This window comes from Streptomyces sp. x-19 (assembly GCF_046549115.1).
GTDB classification, from domain to species: Bacteria; Actinomycetota; Actinomycetes; order Streptomycetales; family Streptomycetaceae; genus Streptomyces; species Streptomyces albulus_C.
The window spans coordinates 90,956-114,421 of sequence record NZ_JAJPWK010000014.1 but is presented as its reverse complement, the minus strand read 5'-3'; the positions used below and the strand labels follow the sequence as shown (position 1 = coordinate 114,421).

At 73.0% G+C, this 23,466-nt stretch carries 16 protein-coding genes; 13 read left to right on the top strand and 3 right to left on the bottom strand.

Features of this window, described 5'->3' with window-relative positions; all coding sequences use genetic code 11:
• Positions 1-280 precede the first annotated feature (280 nt).
• Positions 281-949 (top strand): DUF4232 domain-containing protein, encoded by a 669-nt coding sequence (locus ACLJT4_RS27330; protein ID WP_411126109.1) that lies wholly within the window; start codon positions 281-283, stop codon positions 947-949.
• A 518-nt stretch (positions 950-1,467) separates the two neighbouring features.
• On the top strand, positions 1,468-2,523 hold the full coding sequence (locus ACLJT4_RS27325) for an aldo/keto reductase (RefSeq protein ID WP_411126107.1): 1,056 nt from the start codon (positions 1,468-1,470) through the stop codon (positions 2,521-2,523).
• 18 nt (positions 2,524-2,541) lie between these two features.
• On the opposite strand, the gene ACLJT4_RS27320 is transcribed toward ACLJT4_RS27325, so the two are convergent.
• Positions 2,542-2,844, bottom strand: a complete 303-nt coding sequence (locus ACLJT4_RS27320; protein WP_411126105.1) for a hypothetical protein — start codon at positions 2,842-2,844, stop codon at positions 2,542-2,544.
• A 214-nt stretch (positions 2,845-3,058) separates the two neighbouring features.
• On the opposite strand from ACLJT4_RS27320, the gene ACLJT4_RS27315 reads away from it, so the two are divergent.
• The 10 genes from ACLJT4_RS27315 to ACLJT4_RS27270 all read left to right on the top strand — a co-directional run bounded on the left by ACLJT4_RS27315 (position 3,059) and on the right by ACLJT4_RS27270 (position 16,010).
• Positions 3,059-3,889 (top strand): helix-turn-helix domain-containing protein, encoded by an 831-nt coding sequence (locus tag ACLJT4_RS27315; RefSeq protein WP_411126103.1) that lies wholly within the window; start codon positions 3,059-3,061, stop codon positions 3,887-3,889.
• Positions 3,886-4,107 (top strand): DUF397 domain-containing protein, encoded by a 222-nt coding sequence (locus ACLJT4_RS27310; protein ID WP_411126101.1) that lies wholly within the window; start codon positions 3,886-3,888, stop codon positions 4,105-4,107. The genes ACLJT4_RS27315 and ACLJT4_RS27310 overlap by 4 nt, the downstream gene beginning before the upstream one ends.
• A gap of 23 nt (positions 4,108-4,130) precedes the next feature.
• On the top strand, positions 4,131-5,330 hold the full coding sequence (locus ACLJT4_RS27305; RefSeq protein WP_411126099.1) for a M20 metallopeptidase family protein: 1,200 nt from the start codon (positions 4,131-4,133) through the stop codon (positions 5,328-5,330).
• 175 nt (positions 5,331-5,505) lie between these two features.
• Entirely contained in the window at positions 5,506-6,303 is a 798-nt protein-coding gene (locus tag ACLJT4_RS27300) for an SDR family oxidoreductase (protein ID WP_411126097.1), read from the top strand.
• Positions 6,304-6,378: 75 nt separating this feature from the next.
• Positions 6,379-8,418 (top strand): glycoside hydrolase, encoded by a 2,040-nt coding sequence (locus ACLJT4_RS27295; protein ID WP_411126095.1) that lies wholly within the window; start codon positions 6,379-6,381, stop codon positions 8,416-8,418.
• 141 nt (positions 8,419-8,559) lie between these two features.
• On the top strand, positions 8,560-9,942 hold the full coding sequence (locus ACLJT4_RS27290; protein WP_411126093.1) for an NAD(P)/FAD-dependent oxidoreductase: 1,383 nt from the start codon (positions 8,560-8,562) through the stop codon (positions 9,940-9,942).
• Complete coding sequence (nirB, locus tag ACLJT4_RS27285) at positions 9,942-12,581, top strand: nitrite reductase large subunit NirB (RefSeq protein WP_411126091.1); 2,640 nt, start codon at positions 9,942-9,944, stop codon at positions 12,579-12,581. The genes ACLJT4_RS27290 and nirB overlap by 1 nt, the downstream gene beginning before the upstream one ends.
• A complete protein-coding gene (gene nirD / locus ACLJT4_RS27280; RefSeq protein ID WP_038519336.1) occupies positions 12,578-12,934 on the top strand; it encodes a nitrite reductase small subunit NirD in 357 nt (118 codons plus the stop codon). Before nirB ends, nirD begins: the two co-directional genes overlap by 4 nt.
• A gap of 42 nt (positions 12,935-12,976) precedes the next feature.
• Positions 12,977-13,915 (top strand): oxidoreductase, encoded by a 939-nt coding sequence (locus tag ACLJT4_RS27275; RefSeq protein WP_411126089.1) that lies wholly within the window; start codon positions 12,977-12,979, stop codon positions 13,913-13,915.
• 202 nt (positions 13,916-14,117) lie between these two features.
• Complete coding sequence (locus ACLJT4_RS27270; RefSeq protein WP_411126087.1) at positions 14,118-16,010, top strand: APC family permease; 1,893 nt, start codon at positions 14,118-14,120, stop codon at positions 16,008-16,010.
• Positions 16,011-16,498: 488 nt separating this feature from the next.
• Here the strand turns inward: ACLJT4_RS27270 and mfd are convergent, their stop codons facing one another.
• Complete coding sequence (gene mfd, locus ACLJT4_RS27265) at positions 16,499-20,035, bottom strand: transcription-repair coupling factor (RefSeq protein WP_411126085.1); 3,537 nt, start codon at positions 20,033-20,035, stop codon at positions 16,499-16,501.
• Positions 20,036-20,351: 316 nt separating this feature from the next.
• Between mfd and ACLJT4_RS27260 the strand changes: the two genes are divergently transcribed.
• The gene (locus tag ACLJT4_RS27260; protein WP_411126083.1) at positions 20,352-22,076 is read left to right on the top strand and encodes an MFS transporter; all 1,725 of its coding nucleotides are present in this window, start codon (positions 20,352-20,354) and stop codon (positions 22,074-22,076) included.
• A 24-nt stretch (positions 22,077-22,100) separates the two neighbouring features.
• On the opposite strand, the gene ACLJT4_RS27255 is transcribed toward ACLJT4_RS27260, so the two are convergent.
• The gene (locus tag ACLJT4_RS27255; protein WP_411126081.1) at positions 22,101-23,135 is read right to left on the bottom strand and encodes a cellulose-binding protein; all 1,035 of its coding nucleotides are present in this window, start codon (positions 23,133-23,135) and stop codon (positions 22,101-22,103) included.
• Positions 23,136-23,466 lie beyond the last annotated feature (331 nt).

Genomic DNA, 23,466 nt, shown 5'->3' with positions numbered 1-23,466 from the left:
GCTGTGCTGCCGACGTTGTTGCCCCGGCATCCGCCAGGTGCCGCGGAGCCGGGCGGAGGCCCTCCGGTTCACGGGCGCGTTGGTGTCCGCATGCTGGACGGGCCGGGTTGGGACGCTTCTTGACCCTTTGCACCGTGAGCATGTGCCCGGCCTGCGACAGCGATGTGGTGGAACGGCGACGCTCGTGTCTCTTGGTTCACAGCACTGACATAGTGATCAAGAACGTACTGGGGAACCGAAGCCGCCACGGCTTCAACCATTGCACATCAAGGGGTCTTTCATGTCCGGCAACCGCCGCAAGGCACTTCTCGCCTCCGCAGCCCTCGTCGGCTGCGCCATGCTGATGACGGCGTGCCAGGACTCGGGCTCGGGCACCGCGAAGGACGCTCCGTCCGCCGACGCGTCCGGCTCTTCCGGCTCTTCCGGCTCTTCCGGCTCGTCGTCCGCGGGCGGCGAGAAGGACTCCGCGGCGAAGGACTCCGGTGAACAGGGAACGCTCGCCGGGACCGGCTCCAACGAGAACGGCAAGATCGGCAAGTGCCGCACCGACGAGCTGGAGGTCACGGCGAAGGACAGCACCATCACCGGTGACAACGAGGGCACCGTCGCCGTGGAGCTGAAGAACGGCGGCGGCCGGGACTGTTCCCTGTCCGGGTACGCGGGCGTCGACCTGAAGACCAACGCGGGGTCGTTGTCCGCGAAGCGGACCGGCGAGAAGGCCGAACCGATGGTCCTCAAGGACGGCAAGTCGGTGTACTTCGGCGTCCACTACCCGATCAACACGTCGGGCGGCTCCGGCGTCCGCATCACCGGCCTCGTGGTGACCCCGCCGGACGAGACGAAGTCGGTCACCCTCAACTGGCCGGGCGCCGGCTCGCTGCCCGTCTCGGACGGCCCCGGCTCCCCGGTGAAGGTGGGCCCGATGGGCAGCGCCGGCCAAGGCGCCTGACCCCGCACGCGCCCCACGCCCCGCGCGCGGCGGAAATCCTTCCGCCGCGCGCGAGTTGGCAGCGTTCGCCGGATCGGCCGGACCGGGTTGGTCACCCGGGCGCACGCGGGTCGTCAGGTGACGCGCCGGGCCTCGCGCTCCGCAACCCGGTGTCCTTGACGTCGGCTCAGTCGGTGTCGGGGATCGCCACGGCAGCCCCCGCCGAACGCGGCCCGGTGCGCAGATCCATGCCAGGTCCTCCGTGTTCGGGGCTTACGGGCGGAGCCGATTGAAGCAGCGCCCCGAGGGCGCGCACTACAGGTGCCCCACACGAAAAGACGACAGCGCGCGGCTGTGCAATGGGATGAGAACGGAGGGGGCGGTGGGGTTGGGTTCCCCTGGGGTTGCGAGCCCCTGTCGTTGCCCCGGGCCGGACGCTCAAGCCGGGTCGCCGCCGGCTCGACGGCGCCCGGGAGCGGGCGATGGCTCCGGTCTCCGAAGGCGCCGGACTCCCGGACCCGCTGTTTAAGCTGCGGGGCATGGATGCCCAGACGAATTCCGACGCCGCCGCGACCCCCGAGCCGACCGGGGAGCACGGGGTCTCACGGGAGCCCGGCGCAACGGGGCAGACCGCGGCAGCCGGGGAATCCGGGGTCCGTGCGACAGTCGAGGCACGTGCGGCCGGTGGCGCGCGTCCCGACTTCCCCCTCGGGGGCACGCTGACCGTCAGGCGGCTCGGGTTCGGGACGGGTGGGCTGGTCGGCCCCGGGTACTGGGGGCCGCGGCACGCGGATCCCGCGCGTTCCCTGGCGCTGTTGCGACGGGCCGTCGACCGCGGCGTCACGCTGATCGACACCGCCGACAACTACGGCCCCGACGTGGCCGAGGAGTTGGTGGCCCGCGCCCTCCACCCGTATCCGGAAGGTCTCGTGATCGCGACGAAGGGCGGCGTCGTCCGCACCGGCCCGGACGTCTGGCACGTCGCCGGCCGGCCGGAACACCTGCGCGCCATGTGCGACGCGAGCCTGCGGCGGCTCCGGGCGGACACCATCGACCTCTACCAGTTGCACCGTCTGGACCCCGACGTCCCCATGGCGGAGCAGCTGGGCACCCTGGTCGAACTCCAACAGGCCGGGAAGATCCGCCACATCGGCCTGGACAGCATCGGAGCCGCGGAGTTGGCCCGGGCCCGCGAGCTGGCGCCGATCGCCTCCGTGCAGAACCGCTACAACGTGCTGGACCGCGCCTCCGAGGACGTACTGGAACTGTGCGAGCGGACCGGGACGGCGTTCCTGCCCTGGTTCCCGTTGGGCCACGGCACGCTGACGGGCGCCCCCGGCACACGAACTGCTACCCCCTCCCCCACCCCGCCCCCTGCCGCGGACGCCCTGACGACGATCGCCGCGGCGCACGGCGCGACCACCGGCCAGATCACCCTGGCCTGGCTCCTCCACCACTCCCCCGCCCTCCTGCCGACCCCCGGCACCGGCTCCCCCGACCACCTGGACGAAAACCTCGCCGCGGATCGGATCGCCCTCACGGAGGAGGAGTTGAGGCGGCTCGACGCGCTCGGGACGCCCGAGGCAGGGGCGTAGGCGGCTCTGACCTGGGCGTCAGGCCGGCCGTTCCACCGGGGACGCAGTCCGCAGGCGGGCGCCTCGGCTTGCTGCGATGCGGCGGATCTCCACCAGGGACTCGGTCAACTCGACCGTGAGGAGATGGAGTTCGCCGGCCGTCCAGCTCCGGGCGCCGAGGAGGCGGCGGGCGTCCTCCACCAGGCCGTCGGCGAGGAAGAGTTGGGCTTCCTCGATGTCGTCGGCCAGGCGGGAGACCATGCCGGTTCCGTCACCGAGTACGTAGGAGGGCTTGCCGTCGGGGCTCGACCACGGCAGAAGGCGCGGTGTGGCGTCGGTCATCGTCGTCATCCTCCAGGGGGGCGGTGGCCGCACCGTCGAGCCAACGCGCGTCGGTTGCCGGGGACTTGCTCACCGCAGGTCGGATACTCGGTGTAGCCAATTGGTCACCATGAGAACGCGGCGGGCAATAGGATCGGTGCGGTTGAACGGCAGAGTTCAATGGCCTGACCTGCCGCGATACCGACGTGCGCCCACATGACGAGAGGTCATAACGTTGGACGAGACGACCACGCCCGATCACTTGAATCCGCTGCAGAGCTTCGGCCGTGACGTCAAACAGGTACGCCTGGCGCGCAAGCTCACGCAGAAGCACCTGGCCAAGGCGACGGGCTACACCGACGGCTATGTCAGCAAGGTCGAGTCGGGGACGCTGCTGCCCAGACCCAGCCAGAAGTTCGCCAAGGGCTGCGACAACGCCTTCGGGACAGGCGAGTTGTTCGCGGGGATGTTACGGAGGATCGATGAGGGCGACCACCCGTCATGGTTCGTTCCCTACCTGAATCTGGAGCGGAAGGCGTCCCGCATCCTGGATTACTCGACCAGTCTCCCCATGGGGATCCTTCAGACAAGGGATTACGCACGCGCCGTCTTTCGCGCGTACCACTCGGGGGCAAGTGCCGAGACGATCGAGGACAAGGTCGATGCGCGCCTACGACGCCGTGAGGTATTCGAACGGGAAGCGCCGCCGCTCCTCTGGGCCATCATGCACGAAGCATGCCTACGAACAGTCGTAGGCGGCGTTGAGGTCATGTCGGGACAGCTGGAGCATCTTCTTTCGGTAGCCGTTTCGCCGCAGGTCAACCTACAGATCATGCCGTTCTCGGCAGGCGCTCCGGCCGCATCGACGAAGCCGTTCATCGTGTTGCACTTCACTGATTCGCCGACGGTGTTGTACACGGAGACCCGGGTAGGAGGGCGGATACACGATTCCGCACATACAGTCGAATCAGCCCTGGATGACTACGATCTCCTCCGGGCTCACGCGTTGGCCCCAGACCAATCGCTGTCCTTGATCGAGAAAATGCTGAGGGAGTATCGAGCATGAAGCCCGACTTGAGTCTCACCGTCGTCGAGTGGATCAAGTCTTCCTACAGCGACGCCAACGGCGGCAACTGCCTCGAATTCTCCCCCGCTCAAGCCCCCACCCACGCCGTCGTCCCCTTCCGTGACAGCAAGCTCCCCCACGGCCCCGTGATCACCATGTCCGTAACCGGGTGGTCCTCGTTCGTGGACGCGGTCAAGAATGGGGAGTTCGCCGTCTGAGGACCGTCTGAGGAGGAGCGCCCGTGGACCTGCGTGACGATGCCCGTGCCCTGTCCGGTGAACTCGTGCGGTTGCGGCGGGCGCTGCATCGGATTCCGGAGACCGGGCTCGAACTGCCCCGTACGCAGGAGACGGTGCTGGCCGCACTCGACGGGCTGCCGTTGGAGGTGAGCACCGGCGCGGGGCTGAGTTCGGTGACGGCGGTGCTGCGCGGGGCGGCGCCCGGGCCCGTGGTGTTGTTGCGCGGGGACATGGACGCGTTGCCGGTGGCCGAGCGACTGGATCTGGACTTCGCCGCGGACAACGGGCGGATGCACGCGTGCGGGCACGACCTGCACACCAGCATGCTCACGGGGGCGGCGAGGCTGCTGTCGGCGCACCGGGACCGGCTCGCGGGGGACGTGGTGTTCATGTTCCAGCCGGGCGAGGAGGGGTACGACGGGGCCCGGCACATGCTGGCGGAGGGGGTGCTGGAGGCGGCCGGGCGGCGGCCGGTGGCGGCGTACGCGCTGCACGTGCTGTCGGCGGGGCAGCCGAGCGGGGTGTTCGGGGCGCGCGGCGGGCCGATGATGTCGGCGTCCAACGTGCTGCGGGTGACGGTCCGCGGGGTGGGCGGGCACGGGTCGATGCCGCACCGCGCCAAGGACCCGGTGCAGGCGGCGTGCGCGATGGTGACGGCGTTGCAGGCGTGGATCACGCGGAGCTTCGACGTCTTCGACCCGGTGATCCTTTCGGTGGGCACGTTCCACGCGGGGACGCAGCAGAACGTGATCCCGGAGTCCGCGGTGTTCGAGGCGACGGTGCGGAGCTTCTCGGACGCGGCCCAGGCGCGGGTGAAGGACGGGACCGTGGAGGTGTGCCGGGGCGTGGCGGCGGCCCACGAGGTGGCGGTGGACGCGGAGTTCGTGGAGACGTACCCGGTGACCGTCAACGACGGGGCGGAGGCGGAGTTCGTGGCGCACACCGTGCGGGAGGCGCTGGGCGAGGAGCGGTTCGCGGCGCGGCGGAATCCGTTGCCGGCGTCGGAGGACTTCTCGCGGGTGCTGGACGAGGTGCCGGGCGTGATGATGATGCTGGGCGCGCCGCCGGCCGGCGCGGACCCGGAGCGCACTGCCAACAACCATTCTCCGCTGGCGGAGTTCGACGACGCGGTGCTGGCGGACGGGGCGGCGGTGTACGCGGAGTTGGCGGTGCGGAGGTTGGCGAAGGGCGACAAGGGGTGACAAGGGGTGACGAAGGGCGACGGGGTGGCGGGGTGAGGGGGTAGGGGCGTCGGGTGGGGCCGGTGGTCCCCGGTGCGGGCGGCGGCTTGACCCTGACATCCGTGTGAGGCCCTAGCGTCCCGGTCATCCGCGCGGCGTGCAGGTGCGCCGCGCCGCATGCGAGGGAGCCCCTGCCATGACCCACCCCCACCGCCCGCTGGACGGAAAGATCGCCCTGGTCACCGGCGGCAGCCGGGGCATCGGGCGCGCGATCGCCGAACGGCTCGGCCGGGACGGGGCCGCCGTCGCCCTGACCTACGCCCGTGACGCGGCGGCCGCCGACGACGTGGTCGCGCGCATCCAGGAGGGCGGCGGCCGGGCGGTCGCGCTGCACGCCCCGCTGGGGCACCGCGGTGACGCCGCCGCCCTCTGGTCGGCCTTCGACGAGCACACCGCGGCATGGGCTCCGGCGGCGGAGGGGCGGCCGCGGCCGGTGGTGGACGTCCTCGTCAACAACGCGGGGATCGGGATGCCGGTGGCGCTGCCCGCCCTGACCGAGGACGACTTCGACGAGGTCTTCGCGGTGAACGTGCGGGCCCCGTTCTTCGTGGTGCGGGAGGGGCTGGAGCGGCTGCGGGACGGCGGGCGGATCGTCAACGTCTCCAGCGGCGCCGGCCGGCTGGCCATGCCCGAGGCCATCGCCTACGGCGCCACCAAGGGGGCGTTGGACAACTTCACCCTCAACCTGGCCGCGGCGCTGGGCCCCCGGGGCATCACCGCCAACGCGGTGGCGCCGGGGGTCATCGACACCGACGTCAACGCCGGTTGGCTGCGCGGCAATCCGGTCGCGGAGGCGGATGCCGCCGCGCGGGCCGCGTTGGGCCGGGTCGGCCGACCGGACGACGTTGCGGACGTGGTCGCGTTCCTGGCCTCGCACGACGCGCGGTGGGTCACCGGCCGGGTGATCGACGCCACGGGCGGCGTCCGGCTGTGACGGGTGTCCGGTCCGCCCCGGTTCGTGAACCCGGGTCTTAGAACCTTCTTAAGACCCGCCACTATTCACATGGGCATGACATCACAGGGCAGGACTGCGCAGAGCAGGACATCGAAGGGCCGCACGGCCAAGGGTCGTGCGACGACGCGCACCCGGGTGGTCGCCGCGTCGTTGGCGCTGACCGCGAGCGCGTTCGGGGTCACCGGGTGCGGGCGGGCCGAGGCCGGGACGCTGGCGGACGGACGGCTGGTGCTACCGGTCGCCGGGGGGACCGCCACCGTCGACACCACCACGCTCGCGGTGCGCGCGCGGGCCGACGACGGGACGCAGCTGGTGCTCTCCGAGGCGGCCGGCGGCGGGCTCGGGGTGCCCGGGCCGGTGACCCGCACCGCCGACGGGGCGCGTTGGACGTATCCGGCCAAGGGGCTGTCGGTGACGGCGCGCACCGAACGGGGACGGCTGCGGATCGGCATCCGTTCGGACCGGGACCAGCGGGTGAGCTGGCCGGTGACCGGGACGGACCGGGCCGCGTCGGCCGTGCAGGTGCCGCGCGGCGAGGGGTTGGACCTCCCGGTGCGGGACGCGTTCTGGAACTCGGAGCGGGGCGGGCTGGCCGGCAGCACGGTGGACGTGGGGGCGGACCTGGCGCTGCCGCTGTGGGGGTACGCGATGGGCGGCGACGGGGCCGCCCGGCACGGGGTGAGCTACCTGACGCCGACCGACCTCGGGACGTCGCTCGCGTTCGCGTCGCAGGGCGGGTCGCTGCGGACCACCGCGGCGCACGCCTTCGACGCCGGGGAGGGGGCGCGGGAGTACGAGGTCGCGTTCGCGTTGACCGACGGGGATCCGGTGGCGCCGGCGGCCGACTACCGGTCCTACCTCGCGCAGCACGGGCAGTTGGGCAGCCTGCGGGAGAAGATCGCGAAGAATCCGGCGAACGGGAAGCTGCTGGGGGCGTTCCACGCCTACGCGTGGGGCGAGGCGCGGACCGCGGCGGGCGTGGCGCGGCTGCGGAAGCTGGGCGTGGACCGGATGTGGCTGGGGTACGACGCCGGGCCGGACCCGATGGACGCCGCGGCGGTGCGGGCGGCGAAGCAGGCGGGGTACCTGGTCGGGCCGTACGACTCGTTCGCCAACGGGCAGGACCCGAAGTCGGCGGACAGCCCGACCTCCGCGTGGCCGGGGACGGTCTACCCGGACTTCTGCGTCCGCAAGGCGGACGGGAGCGCGGAGACCGGGTTCGGCGGGCGGGGCTGCTACCTCAGTTCGCAGGCGTTCGAGCAGGCCGAGCCGGCCCACCACTACCTCGCGGACCGGACCCGGAAGATGACCGCGAACGGGGCGGACAGCTACTTCCTGGACGTGGACGCGACCGGTGAGGTGTTCCGGGACCACGCCGCGGGCCACCCGATGACGAAGGCGGGCGACCGGACCAACCGGCTGGCCCGGATGGGGCGGTTGGCGCAGGACTTCGTGCTGGGCTCGGAGTCGGCGCAGCCGTGGGCCAACGGCGTGCTGGCCTTCGACCACGGCTCGGGGACGCCGGTGGCGGACGGGTTGTGGAAGCTGGAGCGGGACAAGGAGACGTGGGGCGGCTGGTATCCGCAGAACGCCCCGAAGAACTTCTTCCAGCCGGTGACGCTGCCGGCGGACCTGGCGACGGCGATGTACGACCCGAAGTACCGGGTGCCGCTGTACGAGACGGCGCTGCACGGGTCGCTGGTCAACGTCGAGCGGTGGGAGCTGTCCTACGACAAGCTGCCGGCGCAGAAGACCACCCGGGCGTTGCTGGCGATGCTCTACAACACGCCGTTGAACTTCGTGCTGGACGGGCCGTCGCTGACGAAGAACGGGGCGGAGCTCGCCGCGTTGCAGAAGTACTTCGCGCCGTTGCACAAGGCCGCGGGGACCGAGCGGATGACGTCGTTCCGGTGGATGACGGCGGACCGGAACGTGCAGCGGACGGTGTTCGGCGACGGGGTGCTGACGGTCACGGCCAACTTCGGCAAGCAGGCGTACCACGGGCTGCCGGGCGGCTGCGTGGACGCGCGGCTGCGGGGCGACGCGAAGCCGCGGCGACTGTGTCCCGCCCAGGTCGGCGGCGCGACGCGGTAGTCCGACGACGCTCCCCGGTGCGGTTGGCACATGCCGCCGACATCTCCTCACAGTGCGGTCGGCGCGCCGCTGAGGGCGGTGTTCCGCCGGGGTAACGCGGGCGATGCGGGCGGGTAACAGTGGCGTCGCAGGCTGTCGGACATGACACTGTCGGACACCGTGCGGACGGATCTCGCGCCGCCGGGCGCAACGGTCGCGGACCGTGCGGCCGTGGGCATCCCGCGCCCGGACCCCGCACCGGGGTCCGGGGCGACGCGGGTGCTGGTGGTCGGCGGCGGGATGGCCGCCGCCCGGCTCGTCCAGCAGTTGGCCGCGGCGGTCGGCACCGCGGGCCCCGGGTCACCGGCGGTGACCGTCCTGGCCGAGGAGCCGCATCCGCCGTACAACCGGGTACTGCTCGCCGAGGTCCTCGCCGGCCGCTACCCGCCCGAGGTGATCGCGCTGCCCGCGCCAGCGCCCGGGGTGAGGTGGTGCGGCGGCGTCCGGGCGACCCGCGTCGACCGGGTCGCCCGGCGGGTGCGGTGCGCGGACGGGCGGGAGTTCGGCTACGACGTGCTGGTCCTGGCGACCGGCGCCAATCCCGTACTGCCGCCGCTGCGCGGCCTGTTCGCACCCGGCGGACGGGAGCTGCCGGAGGGGGTGCATCCGTTCCGCACCCTGGACGACTGCGCGGCGCTGGCCGCGGCGGTGCGGCCCGGGCTGCCGGCGGTGGTCGTCGGCGGCGGCCTGCTCGGGGTCTCGGCGGCCCGGGCGCTGGCCGCGTGCGGGGCGCGGGTCCTCCTGGCGCACCAGGGCACGCACCTGATGGAACGTCATATCGATGCGGAGGCCGGGGCGCTGCTCCGGGACCACCTCACCGCGCGCGGCGTGGAGGTGCACACCGAGTGCCGGGCGCGCGGCGTCCTGACCCGGCCGACGGGCGGGGCCGCGGGCCCGGCCGGGCGCCGGGTGCACGCCGTGGAGCTGGCCGACGGGCACCGGCTCGACGCCGCTCTGACCGTCCTGGCCTGCGGCGTCCGCCCCCGCACCGGCCTCGCCCGGGACGCCGGCCTGGACGTCGGCACCGGCATCCGGGTCGACGGCGCGCTGCGCACCAGCGACCCGCGCATCCACGCCGTCGGCGACTGCGCCGAGCACCACGGCACCGTGTACCAACTGGCCGGCGCCGCCCAGGAACAGGCCGACGCGCTGGCCCGGGTGCTGACCGGCCCCCGGCCCACCTCCCCCGCCTACACCGGGACCCGCGCCCTGACCCGGCTCACCCTGACCGGGCGGGACGCCCTGGACCTCGCCGCGTTCGGCGAGACCGCGCCGCGCCCCGGCGACGACGTGGTGCGGCTCGCCGACGCCACCCGCGGCACCTACCGCAAGGTCGTCGTCCGCGGTGACCGCCTGGTCGGCGGGGTGCTCGTCGGCGCGCTGGGCACCGTCGGCACGCTCGCCCGCGCCTGGGAGGACGCCGAACCCCTCCCGGCCGACAACGGCCCCCTGCTCCACCTGCTCACCCACGACGGAGGCTCCTGATGTCCACGACGGCTCTTCGTGAGCGGCCCCGCCCCACGCTCGTCCTCGTCGGCCACGGCATGGTCGGACAGCGCTTCCTGGAGGCACTGGCCGCACGCGGCCTGACCGGCACGCACCGCGTGGTCGTGCTGTGCGAGGAGCCGCGGCCGGCCTACGACCGCGTGCACCTCACCTCGTACTTCTCGGGGACGACGCCGGCCCAACTCTGCCTGGTCGACGAGGAGTTCCTCGCCGAGCACGACATCGAACTGCACCTCGGCGACCCGGCCGAGACCGTCGACCGGACCGCCCGGACCGTCACCGCCCGCTCCGGGCTGACCGTCCGCTACGACGCCCTGGTCCTGGCCACCGGCTCGTACCCCTTCGTGCCGCCGGTCCCCGGCAAGGACGCCGAGGGCTGCTTCGTCTACCGCACGATCGAGGACCTGCTGGCGATCGAGGCGTACGCGAAGCACCGGGCGAAGACCGGCGCGGTGGTCGGCGGCGGGCTGCTCGGACTGGAGGCCGCCGGCGCGCTGAGGGGGCTCGGACTGGCCACCCACGTCGTGGAGTTCGCGCCGCGCCTGATGCCGGTGCAGGTGGACGAGGGCGGCGGCGCGGCCCTGCTGCGCACCATCGAGGACATGGGGCTGACGGTCCACACCGGGACCGGCACCCAGGAGGTGGTGACCGGTGCGGACGGGGCGGTCACCGGGATGCGCCTGTCGGACGGCACCGAACTCGGCACCGACCTGGTGGTGTTCAGCGCCGGCGTCCGCCCCCGCGACCAGCTCGCCCGGGACTGCGGACTGGCGGTCGGCGAGCGCGGCGGCATCACCGTCGACGCGCAGTGCCGGACGGTGACCGATCCGCGGGTGTTCGCCGTCGGCGAGTGCGCGCAGGCGGTCGACGGACGGGTGTACGGCCTGGTCGCCCCCGGCTACGAGCAGGCGGAGACGGTCGCCGCGACCCTGGCCAGGGAGGAGTCCGCGTTCACCGGAGCCGACCTGTCCACCAAGCTGAAGCTGCTCGGCGTGGACGTGGCGTCCTTCGGCGACGCGCACGGCGCCACCGAGGGCTGCCTCGACGTCGTCTACGCCGACTCCCGCGCCGGCCTCTACAAGAAGCTGGTCATCGGCCGGGACGGCACCCTGCTCGGCGGTGTCCTGGTCGGCGACGCGGAGGCGTACGGGACGCTGCGCGCGCTCACCGGGTCGGTGCCGCCGCTGGCGCCCGAGCACCTGGTGCTCCCGGCGGGCGCCGGTGCGCCCGGGCAGCTCGGCCCGTCCGCGCTGCCGGACGACGCGGTGATCTGCTCCTGCCACAACGTCACCAAGGGCACCATCCGCGGCGCGGTCACCGCGCACCGGTGCACCACCGTGCCGGAGGTCAAGAAGTGCACCAAGGCCGGCACCGGCTGCGGCAGTTGCGTCAAGGTGCTCGGCCAGCTCGTCAACGAGGAGCTCGCGGCGAACGGCGTCGAGGTCGACACGGGCCTGTGCGGCTGCTTCGCACGGACCCGCGAGGAGCTCTACGAGATCGTCCTCGCCCTGCGGATCACCTCGTACCAGCAGCTGCTGGACGGATACGGCCGGGAAGGCGCCCGGGGCACCGACGGCTGCGAGACCTGCAAGCCCGCGGTCGGCTCGATCCTCGCCTCGCTCGCACCGGCGATCGGCGCCGACGGCCACGTCCTGGACGGCGAACAGGCGGCGCTCCAGGACACCAACGACCACTTCCTGGCCAACCTCCAGAAGAACGGCTCGTACTCGGTCGTCCCGCGCGTGCCCGGCGGGGAGATCACCCCGGAGAAGCTGATCGTGATCGGCGAGGTCGCCCGGGACTTCGGGCTCTACACGAAGATCACCGGCGGGCAGCGGATCGACCTGTTCGGCGCCCGGGTCGAGCAACTCCCGCTGATCTGGACCCGGCTGGTGGACGCCGGCTTCGAATCCGGCCACGCCTACGGCAAGTCGCTGCGCACCGTGAAGTCGTGCGTGGGCCAGACGTGGTGCCGCTACGGCGTCCAGGACTCCGTCCGCATGGCGATCGACCTGGAACTGCGCTACCGGGGACTGCGGTCCCCGCACAAGCTGAAGGCGGCGGTCTCCGGATGCGCCCGCGAGTGCGCGGAGGCCCAGTCGAAGGACTTCGGCGTGATCGCCACCGCGGGCGGCTGGAACCTCTACGTCGCCGGCAACGGCGGCGCCACCCCGCGCCATGCGGACCTGCTGGCCCAGGACCTGTCCGACGCCGAGCTGATCCGCCTGATCGACCGCTTCCTGATGTTCTACCTCCGCACCGCCGACCGCCTGGAGCGCACCAGCGTCTGGCTGGAGCGGATCCCGGGCGGTCTGGAGCACGTCCGCGACGTGGTGGTGGCGGACTCCCTCGGCATCTGCGCGGAACTGGAGTCGCTGATGGCGGCGCACGTGGACCACTACCGCGACGAATGGGCGGAAGCGCTCGCCGACCCCGAGAAGCTCGCCCGGTTCGTCTCCTTCGTCAACGCCCCCGACACCCCCGACCCGGTCGTCGGCTTCGTCCCCGAACGCGACCAGATCAAGCCCGACCTGCCGCTGCTGTCGCTCGGTCTGCGGCCGGCCGCCGGTCCCCGAAAGACCCTGGTAGACGCCCTGGAAAGGAGCCCCCAGCGATGACCCTGGCCCCCGAGACCCTCGATCTGGAAGTGCAACTGCGGCTGCCCGACACGTGGTTCACGGTGTGCGGACTGCGCGCCCTGACCCCGGGCCGCGGGGTGGCGGCCCTGCTGCCGGACGGCCGCCAGGTGGCGGTCTTCCGCGACCGGGCGGGCCGGCTCTACGGCATCGACAACCGCGACCCGTTCGGCGGCGCCGCGGTCCTCTCCCGCGGCCTGACCGGCACCCACGAGGGTCGCCCGTTCGTGGCGTCACCGCTGCTCAAACAGCGGTTCGACCTGGAGACCGGACGCTGCCTGGACGATCCGTCGGCGTCCGTCACGGCCTACCGGATGCGGACGCGGGCGGTGTGAGGACCCGGCGTAGGCTGGCCCTCCCCTACCGAGGAGTACGACGTGACCCGGTGGAACACCAGCCACATCCCCGACCAGACCGGCCGCGCGGTCGTCGTCACCGGCGCCAACAGCGGCCTCGGCTACGTCACCGCCCGTGAACTGGCGCGGCGCGGCGCCCGGGTGGTGCTGGCCTGCCGCAGCGCCGAGCGGGGCACCGCGGCACTGGCCCGACTGCGGTCCGAACTGCCCGTGGTGGAGGCCGAGTTCCGCCCGCTGGACCTGGCCGACCTGGCGTCCGTACGGCGCTTCTCCGAGGACCTCACGGACTTCTGCGGCGACCGGCTGGACCTGCTCGTCAACAACGCCGGCGTGATGGCACTGCCGCAGCGCACCACCGCGGACGGCTTCGAGATGCAGTTCGGCACCAACCACCTGGGACACTTCGCCCTCACCGGGCTGCTGCTGCCCAAGCTCCTGGCGACGCCCGGGGCGCGGATCGTGACGGTCTCCAGCATGCTGCACGCGCTCGCCAACGTGGACCTCGACGACCTCAACGGCACCCGCTCCTACCACCGCTGGCTCGCCTACGGCCGCTCCAAGAGCGCCAACCTGCTCTTCACCCGCGCACTGGCCCGGCGACTGGCGGCGGCCGGGTCGCAGGTCGTCGCGGCCGCCGCACACCCCGGCTACGCGCACACCAACCTCCAGACGGCGGGCGTACGAATGGAGGGCCGGCGGAACACCGAGCGGGTGGTGGAGCTGGGCAACCGGCTGATCGCCCAGCCCGCGGACGGCGGGGCGCTGGGGACGCTGTGCGCGGCCACCGCCCCGCACATGCGACCGGACTCCTTCGTCGGGCCGCGCAACGGACTCCGCGGCGCCCCGGCCCCGTCGTTCCGCGCCCCGTGGACGCGGAACGACGCCACCGCCGACCGGCTCTGGACGGCCTCGGAGGACCTCACCGGAGTGCGCTACGAGGTCACCGTGCCGACCGGCTGACCCCCGGCCGGCAGGAGCGCGCCGGCCGGGTGCGCCGCGCGCCCGGCCGCCGCGCGGGCGTGCGCGGGGCACCGTGCCGTCAAGATCGCGTGAAGATCGCCGTGCCGTCCGCCAAGGGCGCGCCAAGGCCGCTCGCGGGCCGCCGGACGCCCCCGCACGCTGGGCTGGTCCCACCCAGTGCCGCACGGAGGTACGACGAACCATGTCGACGGTGTCGCAGCCCGCAAACCGGCCCGAGCAGCCGCCCCCGGCGGCCGCCGCCTCTCACCCCACCGTCGGCACCCCGGCGCCCGCCCCCGACCCGGCCGGCGACCGGCACCGGCTGACCGCCCTCCAGGGCCTGGCCGCGCTCTCCCTCGACGCGATGGCCTCCGTCGCGTACGGACCAGAAGCGATCGTGCTGGTGCTGGCCGCGGCCGGCGCCCACGGCCTGGGGTTCACCCTCCCTGTCACCCTCGCCATCGCCGCACTGCTCGCGGTCCTGGTGGCGTCCTACCGCCAGGTCATCGCCGCCTTCCCCAACGGCGGCGGCTCCTACGCGGTCGCCAAGACCCACCTGGGGCGCCGCTCCGCCCTGATGGCCGCCGCCTCCCTGGTCCTGGACTACATCCTCAACGTCGCGGTGTCGGTGACCGCCGGCGTCGCCGCCCTCACCTCCGCCTTCCCCACCCTCTACGGCGACCGGATGTGGATCTGCCTGGCGGTACTGGTCCTGGTGACCGCGATCAACCTGCGCGGCATCGCCGACTCGGCGCGGGCGTTCCTGCTGCCCACCGCCGTCTTCGTCGCCTCGATCCTGGCCATGATCGTGGTCGGACTGTTCCGGGACGCGCCGGCCTCCACCGTCACCGCCACCGGACACGCCTCCGTCCTCGCCCACAACGCCACCTCCGTCGGCGCGCTGCTGCTCCTGAGGGCGTTCGCGTCCGGCTGCTCGGCGCTGACCGGGGTCGAGGCGGTCGCCAACGCCGTGCCGTCCTTCCGCGCCCCCGCCACCCGGCGCGCCCAGCGGACCGAGGTCGCGCTGGGCGCCCTGCTCGGCGCCATGCTGATCGGCCTCTCGCTGCTCATCGGCCGCTTCCACCTCCAGCCCGTCGAGGGCGTCACCGTCCTCGCCCAGCTGGCGGACGCCTCACTCGGCCACAACTGGGCCTTCTACGTCGTCCAGTTCGCCACCATGGTGCTGCTCGCGCTCGCCGCCAACACCTCCTTCGGCGGGCTCCCCGTCCTGATGGGGCTGCTGGCCCGCGACAACTACCTGCCGCACGTCTTCGGCCTGAAGGCCGACCGGCAGGTCCACCGGCACGGCGTGCTGGCCCTGGCCGCGGTCGCCGCCGCCCTGCTGGTCTTCTCCGGCGGCGACGTCAACACCCTGGTGCCGCTCTTCGCCATCGGCGTCTTCGTCGGCTTCACGCTCTGCCAGGCCGGGATGGTCCGCCACTGGTACCGGGAGCGGTCCGCCCGCTGGGTCGGCAAGGCACTGCTCAACGGCCTCGGCGCGGTGCTCACCGCCGCCGCCGCGGTGGTCGTCACCGCCACCAAGTTCACCGAGGGCGCCTGGCTGATCGTCATCGCGCTGCCGCTGCTGGTCCTCGCCTTCGAGGCCGTCCACCGCGCCTACGCACGCATCGGCGACCGCCTCGGCCTGGGCCGGGTGCCCGAGCCGCCGCGACGCGCCCGCTCCCTCGTCGTCGTCCCCGTCTCCCACCTGTCCCGGCTGACCGGCGAGGCGCTGAACGCGGCGGTGTCCCTGGGCGACGAGGTCATCGCGGTCACCGTCACCTACGACACCCCCGAGGACCGGCCGGCCACCGAAGCGCTGCGCCGCGACTGGGAGTTGTGGAACCCGGGCGTGGACCTGCTGGAACTGCCCTCCCCCACCCGCTCGCTCGGCCGCCCGATCGCCGACTACGTCGCGGACCTGACGGCCCGTCGCCCCGAAGCGCGGGTCACGGTACTCATCCCGGAGGCAGAACCTGCGCACCTGTGGCAGCGGGTACTGCAGAACCAGCGCGGGGCGGTGGTGGCGCGGGCGGTGCGGCGGGATACGGGGGCGGTCATCTGTCGCCTGCGGTTCCGGCTGGCGCCGGGGTAGGCGAACGTCGTCGGGTGTCCCGCCGTTCGCCTTCGGCGGGGGCCCGCGTACGTTGTCGGCTCTCCCGCCGTGGTGGGTTTCGCCTTCGGCGGGGGTGGTGAGGGGTGGGGCTTCGGTGTGTGGTGGGTGACGGGTGTGGGGCCTTGGGGGTGGGTGTGCGGACTGCTGCGCTTTACGTCCGCACACCCACCCCCAAGGCCCCACACCCTCGCGCCGTCCGTACGGTTCCCCACCCCTGGAGTGAGGAGGGAAAGGCCCCGGTTGCGCACGGCCGACCCGCACTGCTGGTCAGGGGGCCACCACGACGGGGCTTCTCTCCCCTTCCCCCTCACCGGGTGGGGGCGCTCCACGGCGGGAAGGGGTCGGGCCCGAGGGGGCGTTGTGCAGGACGTAAAGCGCAGCAGTCCTGCACAACGCCCCCACCCGAACACACCCCCCGCCGAAGGCGAAACCGCAACCCCCACGGCGAGAAAGCCGCACCCCGCGAATCAGCCCAGGATCGTCGTGAGGAACTCGCCGACCCACGCCAGCAGTTCCCGCCCCACCACCGGCTTGCCGCCGACCCGGCCGGTCGTCGGGCGCGGGACCAGGATCTGCCGGGTGGCCGGCTTGAGGACCGTCCGCGGGTGCAGCCGCTTGAGGCGCAGCTCCTGGGACTCCCGCAGCTCCACCGGGCCGAAGCGGATGTTGGAGCCCTGGAGGGTGATGTCACTGACGCCGCAGGCGCGGGCCAGCATCCGCAGGCCGGCGACGAGGAGGAGGTTCTCCACCGGCTCGGGCAACTTGCCGTAGCGGTCGGTGAGTTCCTCGCGGACCGCCGCGACGTCCTCCTCGGTGGTGGCCGAGGCGATCGCCCGGTACGCCTGGAGCCGCAACTGCTCGCCCGGCGCGTAGTCGTGCGGCACGTGCGCGTCCACCGGGAGCTCGATCTTGACCTCCAGCGGGGGCTCCTCCTCGCCGCCCTCCAAGGACGCGCGGTAGTCGGCGACGGCCTCGCCGACCATCCGGACGTACAGGTCGAAGCCGACGCCCGCGATGTGACCGGACTGCTCGCCGCCGAGGAGGTTGCCCGCGCCGCGGATCTCCAGGTCCTTCATGGCGACGTACATGCCGGCGCCCATCTCGGTGTGCTGGGCGATGGTCGCCAACCGCTCGTGCGCGGTCTCGGTGAGCGGCTTCTCCGGCGGGTAGAGGAAGTAGGCGTAGCCGCGCTCCCGACCACGACCGACCCGGCCGCGCAGCTGGTGCAGCTGGCTGAGGCCGAAGTTGTCGCCGCGCTCGACGATCAGGGTGTTGGCGTTGGAGATGTCGATGCCGGACTCCACGATCGTGGTGGAGACGAGGACGTCGAACTTCTTCTCCCAGAAGTCGACGACGACCTGCTCCAGCTGCGACTCCCCCATCTGACCGTGGGCGGTCTGGATGCGGGCCTCCGGCACGATCTCCCGCAGCCGGGCCGCCGCCCGGTCGATGGACTCGACGCGGTTGTGGATGTAGAAGACCTGGCCCTCGCGGAGCAGTTCGCGGCGGATCGCGGCGCCGATCTGCTTCTGCTCGTAGGGGCCGACGAAGGTCAGGACCGGGTGCCGCTCCTCGGGCGGCGTGGTGATCGTCGACATCTCCCGGATGCCGGTGACCGCCATTTCGAGGGTCCGCGGGATCGGCGTCGCGGACATCGTCAGGACGTCGACGTTGGCCCGGAGCTTCTTCAGCTGCTCCTTGTGCTCGACGCCGAAGCGCTGCTCCTCGTCGACGATGACCAGGCCCAGGTCCTTGAACTTGGTCTCGGACGAGAACAGGCGGTGGGTGCCGATGACGATGTCCACCGCGCCCTCCCGCAGCCCCTCCAGGACCGCCTTGGCCTCGGTGTCCGTCTGGAACCTCGACAGCGCCCGGACGTTGACCGGGAACTGGCCGTAGCGCTCGGTGAAGGTGCCGAAGTGCTGCTGCACGAGGAGGGTGGTGGGCACCAGCACCGCCACCTGCTTGCCGTCCTGGACGGCCTTGAAGGCGGCCCGGACCGCGATCTCGGTCTTGCCGTAGCCGACGTCGCCGCAGATCAGCCGGTCCATCGGGACCGACTTCTCCATGTCCTCCTTGACCTCGGCGATGGTGGTGAGCTGGTCGGGCGTCTCCGCGTACGGGAAGGCGTCCTCCAACTCGCGCTGCCAGGGCGTGTCCGTGCCGAAGGCGTGGCCGGGGGCCGCCATCCGGGCGGAGTACAGCTTGATCAGGTCGGCGGCGATCTCCTTGACGGCCTTCTTGGCGCGCGCCTTGGTCTTCGTCCAGTCCGCGCCGCCGAGCCGGTGCAGCGTCGGCGCCTCGCCCCCCACGTACTTGGTGACCTGCTCCAACTGGTCGGTGGGGATGTACAGCCGGTCCCCGGGCTGGCCGCGCTTGGCCGGCGCGTACTCCACGAGGAGGTACTCGCGGGTGGCGCCCTGGACGGTGCGCTGCACCATCTCGATGTACCGGCCCACACCGTGCTGCTCGTGGACGATGAAGTCACCGGCCTGGAGGGTGAGCGGGTCGATCTGCTTGCGGCGGCGGGCCGGCATCCGGGCGGCGTCCTTGCCGGCGGCCTTCTGCCCGGACAGGTCCGTCTCCGTGAGCACCGCGACCTTCAGGCCGGGGTCGACGAAGCCGTTGTCGATCGAACCGCACGCCACGTGCACCACGGACGGCGCGATCTCGCCGAGGTCGGCCTCCAGGCGCGCGGCGATGCCCTCGCCGCCCAGCACCTCGACCGTGCGGGCCGCCGGGCCGTGGCCCTCGGTGACGAACACCGTGCGCCAGCCGTCCGCCAGCCACTCCTTGGTGTCGGCCAGCGCCCGCTGGGTGTCGCCGCGGTACGTCTCGGGGGCGTGCATCCCCAGCTTGAGGGTGTCCCCGTCGGCCTCGGCCTCGTCGGCCGCGAACGGCGACACCGACCACCACATCATGCCCAGTTCACGGGCCCGGTCGCGGACGTCCGCGAGGCCCCACAGGGACGCCGCGCCCACGTCGATCGGGGCCGCGCCGCCCCCGGCGCTGGCCGCCCAGGACGCCTGGAGGAACTCCTGGCTCGTCGCCACCAGGTCGGCCGCCCGGGTCCGCACCCGCTCCGGGTCACAGACCACCGCCATGCTGCCCTTCGGCAACACGTCCAGCAGCAGCTCCATGTCGTCGACCAGCACCGGGGCCAGCGACTCCATGCCCTCGACGGCGATCCCCTCGGCGATCTTCCCCAGCAGTTCGCCCAGCTCCGGGTGGAGCTCGGCGAGCTCCGCTGCCCGCGCCCGCACCTCGTCGGTCAGCAGCAGCTCGCGGCACGGCGGCGCCCACAGCCCGTGCTCGGCCACCTCAAGGGACCGCTGGTCGGCGACCTTGAAGTACCGGATCTCCTCGATGTCGTCGCCCCAGAACTCCACCCGCAGCGGGTGCTCCTCGGTCGGCGGGAAGACGTCCAGGATGCCGCCGCGGACCGCGAACTCGCCGCGCTTCTCAACGAGTTCGACGCGGGCGTACGCGGCGGCCGCCAGACCGTCGACGACCTCTTCGAGATCGGCCGTCCGCCCCGTCCGCAGACTCACCGGGACCAGTTCGCCCAACCCCTTGACCTGCGGCTGGAGCACCGAGCGGATCGGCGCGACCACCACCGACACCGGGCCAGCCGTCGGGTCGTCGGCGCTCGGGTGGGCCAGCCGGCGGAGCACCGCCAGGCGCCGGCCGACGGTGTCCGACCGCGGCGAGAGCCGCTCGTGCGGCAGCGTCTCCCAGGACGGGAACTCCACGACGGAGTTCTCCTCACCGGCCGGCATCAGCGAGCGCAGCGCGGCGGCCAGGTCCTCGGCCTCCCGGCCGGTGGCGGTCACCGCCAGCACCGGACGGCCAGTGCGCCGCGCCAGCGCCGCCACCGCGAACGGGCGGGCGGCCGGCGGCCCGACCAGGTCGACGTGCGGCCGGTGCCCGTCGGCCGCGGCCTTGACCGCTTCGGCGAGCGCCGGGTCCCGTACGACGGCGTCGAGCAGACCACTCAGGCTCATGAAAAGGTTCCGTCCCAGCGAGGCGAACAACGCGACCGGTCCGCCACCCCTCGACGGCGCCGGCGGGCGCACACGGACCAGGGCTGACCACCTTACGCCGGGCCGCCGACAACCGGCCGCCCCGACGGCCGGCACCGCCGTCCACGCTGCGAGAAACCCCATTCCGCCCGGCCACCGCGCGTGCAAGGGTGTCCAGCGGAATCGTGCCGACTACACGTATGCCCACCGCACGGACACCGGTCATCCCGGCACCGGCCGCGCGGAGCGGGGCGCACCCCGGGTCGGCCACGCAGCAGCAGGGCAGGAGGGGGCCACGGTGAGCCGCACCACCGAGGACAGTCACGGTACGGGCCGCAACGGCACCGGGAACCAGCCACCCGACGGACCGGCCGCCGCCCGCCGCGGCCCGGTCGTCGCCGCCCTGATGCTCGGCATGGCCCTGGCCGCCCTCGACTCGACGATCATCGCCACCGCCGTCCCCCAGATCGTCGGCGACCTCGGCGGCTTCGCCGTCTTCTCCTGGCTCTTCTCCGGCTACCTGCTCGCCGTCACCGTCACCCTCCCCGTCTACGGCAAGCTCTCCGACACCTACGGCCGCAAGCCGATCCTGCTCACCGGCATCGTGCTGTTCCTCATCGGCTCCCTGGCCTGCGCCGGCGCCTGGAACATGGGCTCGCTGATCGCCTTCCGCGTCCTCCAGGGGCTGGGCGGCGGCGCCCTCCAAGGCACCGTCCAGACCATCGCCGCCGACCTCTACCCGATGAAGGAACGCCCCAAGATCCAGGCCAAGCTCTCCAGCGTCTGGGCCACCTCGGCGGTCGCCGGCCCCGCACTGGGCGGGCTGCTCACCACCTACGGCGACTGGCGCTGGATCTTCCTGATCAACCTGCCGGTCGGGGCGCTCGCCCTCTGGCTGATCGTCCGCCACTTCCACGACGCCCACCGCGACCGGCCGGCCGCCGGCACCCGCACCCGCGTCGACTGGCCCGGCGCACTCGCCGTCTTCGCCGCCGGCGGCCTGCTGCTCACCGCCCTCGTCCAGGGCGGCACCGCCTGGCCGTGGCTCTCCCTCCCGTCCCTCCTGCTGTTCGCGGGCAGCGCCCTGGCCACCCTCGCCACCGTCCTGATCGAACGCCGCGCCGCCGAACCGGTCATCCCCGGCTGGGTCTGGCGCCGCCGCACCATCTCCGCCGTCAACCTCGCGCTGGGCGCCCTGGGCCTGCTGATGGTCGCCCCGACGGTCTTCCTGCCCACCTACGCCCAGGCCGTCCTCGGCCTCGGCCCGATCGCCGCCGGCTTCGTGCTGTCCGTGATGACCCTGAGCTGGCCGATATCCGCCGCCTTCAGCAGCCGCGTCTACAACCGCATCGGCATCCGCAACTGCGCCCTCCTCGGCATCGGCGGCGCGGCCCTCGTCCTGCTCGCCTTCCCCCTGCTCCCCTATCCCGGCGCCGCCTGGCAGCCCGCCCTGGTCATGCTCGCCCTGGGGGCCACGCTCGGCCTCTTCCAGCTCCCGCTGATCATCGGCGTCCAGTCCTCCGTCGGCTACGCCGAACGCGGCACCGCCACCGCCTCGATCCTCTTCTGCCGCCAGGTCGGCCAGTCCCTCGGCGCGGCCCTCTTCGGCGCCGTCGCCAACGCGACCCTCAGCGACCGCCTCACCCACGCCCCGGCGGCCATCCGCGCCGGCCTCCCGCACGACCTCGACGGCGTCTCCCGCGCCCTGCAACACGCCGGCACGCTCGCCGCCGGCACCGTCGACTACCTCCGACGCGCCGTCGACACCACCGTCGAACACGTCTACCTCGGCGCCGCGGCCGCCGCCGCCCTGGCCTTCCTCAGCGTCCTGGTCCTGGCCCCCCGCCGCTTCCCCGTCCACCCGGACGCCCATCCGGCGCCACCCGCCGAGACCACGCCCGACGCCACCGCGGCGGGCACGACCGGCGACGCGGTCGCCTCCGGGGGCGTCGCGCCCGGGGACGCCGGCCCCCTCGGGGACACCGGCCGGAACGGCGGCGCGAGCACCCCGTCCGCCAGTTGACCGCCACGGGGCACGGACCGCGCCCTAGCGCCGGCCCTGACCGCCCCGGTCCGCCCGCGGCAGCTCCGTCCCCCGCGTGTCCTGGGCGTCCGGGTCCCGCTCTGGCTCCGGCTCCGCAGCCGCACCCGTAGTCGTCCCGGGCGCCGGCGACCCGGCGCCCGCGCCCGAACCGGGGAACTCCGCCGGGTCCTTCCCCGTCAACGCCGCCAGGCTGTTCCGCACGTGCGTCATGTGCACCCGGACCTCCTCGCGCGCCTCGTCGTGCTCCCGCACGACCCGCTCGGTCGTCCGCTCGATCCGCTCCAGCTCGACCTTGGCCTGCGCCAACAGCTCCGCCGCCCGTGCGTCGGAGTCCTCCAGCCGGTGCCGCGCGGACTCCTCGGTCTCCGCCGTCAGCCGCCGGCGCTCGGCCATCACCGCTTCCCCGTGGGCGTCCAACTCGGCGACCCGCTGGTCCATCTCGTTCTCCAGCCGCGCCAGCTCCCGCTCCAGGGCGTCCCACTCCTCGGTGTGCCGGGCCTCCTGGTCCTTGAGCAGCCGCTCGGTGCGCCGCCGGGTCTCGGCCAGTTCCTCCGCCGCCTCGGCCCGCACCAGCTCGGCCTCCTGGCCGGCGTCCGTCACGAGCTCCGCCGCCTCATCGGTCGCGGCCTTCTCCGTATGGCGCGCGTCCTCCGCCGCCTCCGCGCGCAGCCGCTGCGCCGCCTCGTCCGCCGCGTCGTGGGCCTGCTGCGCGAAGTCGGCCGCATCGTCGTGCGCCCGCTCCGCGTCCGCCTCCGCCCCGGTCAGCAGCCGCACCGCCTCGGACTCCGCCGTCGTCAGGATCAGCCGCGCCTGCTCGCCGAGGGACTCGTACGTCTGCTCCGGCAACTGGGCGACGTAGCCCTGTAGTTCGTCGAGTTCGACTTCCATCTCGTTGGCCAGGACCGTCAGCCGGGCGGCCCGCTCCCAGCAGGAGTCGCGGTCGATCGAGAGCCCCTCGACGCGCCGGTCCACGTCCTCCGGCCGATAGCCGCGCCCTCGTACGGTCTCGAACCCGTGAGGCGAAACCGAAGTACTCATCCCTCAAGCCCCTCTCCGCTGCGCACAGCAGTGGCGCGAACCCGCAAGCTTCCGCACAGTCCCGCGCACATCTTTCTGGATCGGCCCGAAGCGGCCTCATCGCGACACTCCGCCCATTCCTTCCCACAAGGATGCGCCATTTGCCACCAGAAGCCGGAATTGGATCTTCGCCCGCGAGGGGGTTTTGCCGCCTCCCACGTTGTCGAGGCGCCCCGAGCGCCACCGCGCCGCCCGTACGTCGCCCCGGTTCCGTCAGCCGTCCGGGCGTTCCACGGGGCTCCGCGGACCCGGAGGATCGCCGGGCCGATTTCACCGTCACGGCGCACGGACC

Excerpts from the sequence above, each read along its gene's own strand:
- ACLJT4_RS27330 (WP_411126109.1), top strand. The coding sequence starts at position 281 with ATGTCCGGCAACCGCCGCAAGGCACTTCTCGCCTCCGCAGCCCTCGTC.
- ACLJT4_RS27325 (WP_411126107.1), top strand. The coding sequence starts at position 1,468 with ATGGATGCCCAGACGAATTCCGACGCCGCCGCGACCCCCGAGCCGACC.
- ACLJT4_RS27320 (WP_411126105.1), bottom strand. The coding sequence starts at position 2,844 with ATGACCGACGCCACACCGCGCCTTCTGCCGTGGTCGAGCCCCGACGGC.
- ACLJT4_RS27310 (WP_411126101.1), top strand. The coding sequence starts at position 3,886 with ATGAAGCCCGACTTGAGTCTCACCGTCGTCGAGTGGATCAAGTCTTCC.
- ACLJT4_RS27300 (WP_411126097.1), top strand. The coding sequence starts at position 5,506 with ATGACCCACCCCCACCGCCCGCTGGACGGAAAGATCGCCCTGGTCACC.
- ACLJT4_RS27295 (WP_411126095.1), top strand. The coding sequence starts at position 6,379 with ATGACATCACAGGGCAGGACTGCGCAGAGCAGGACATCGAAGGGCCGC.
- ACLJT4_RS27290 (WP_411126093.1), top strand. The coding sequence starts at position 8,560 with ATGACACTGTCGGACACCGTGCGGACGGATCTCGCGCCGCCGGGCGCA.
- nirB (WP_411126091.1), top strand. The coding sequence starts at position 9,942 with ATGTCCACGACGGCTCTTCGTGAGCGGCCCCGCCCCACGCTCGTCCTC.
- nirD (WP_038519336.1), top strand. The coding sequence starts at position 12,578 with ATGACCCTGGCCCCCGAGACCCTCGATCTGGAAGTGCAACTGCGGCTG.
- ACLJT4_RS27270 (WP_411126087.1), top strand. The coding sequence starts at position 14,118 with ATGTCGACGGTGTCGCAGCCCGCAAACCGGCCCGAGCAGCCGCCCCCG.
- mfd (WP_411126085.1), bottom strand. The coding sequence starts at position 20,035 with ATGAGCCTGAGTGGTCTGCTCGACGCCGTCGTACGGGACCCGGCGCTC.
- ACLJT4_RS27255 (WP_411126081.1), bottom strand. The coding sequence starts at position 23,135 with ATGAGTACTTCGGTTTCGCCTCACGGGTTCGAGACCGTACGAGGGCGC.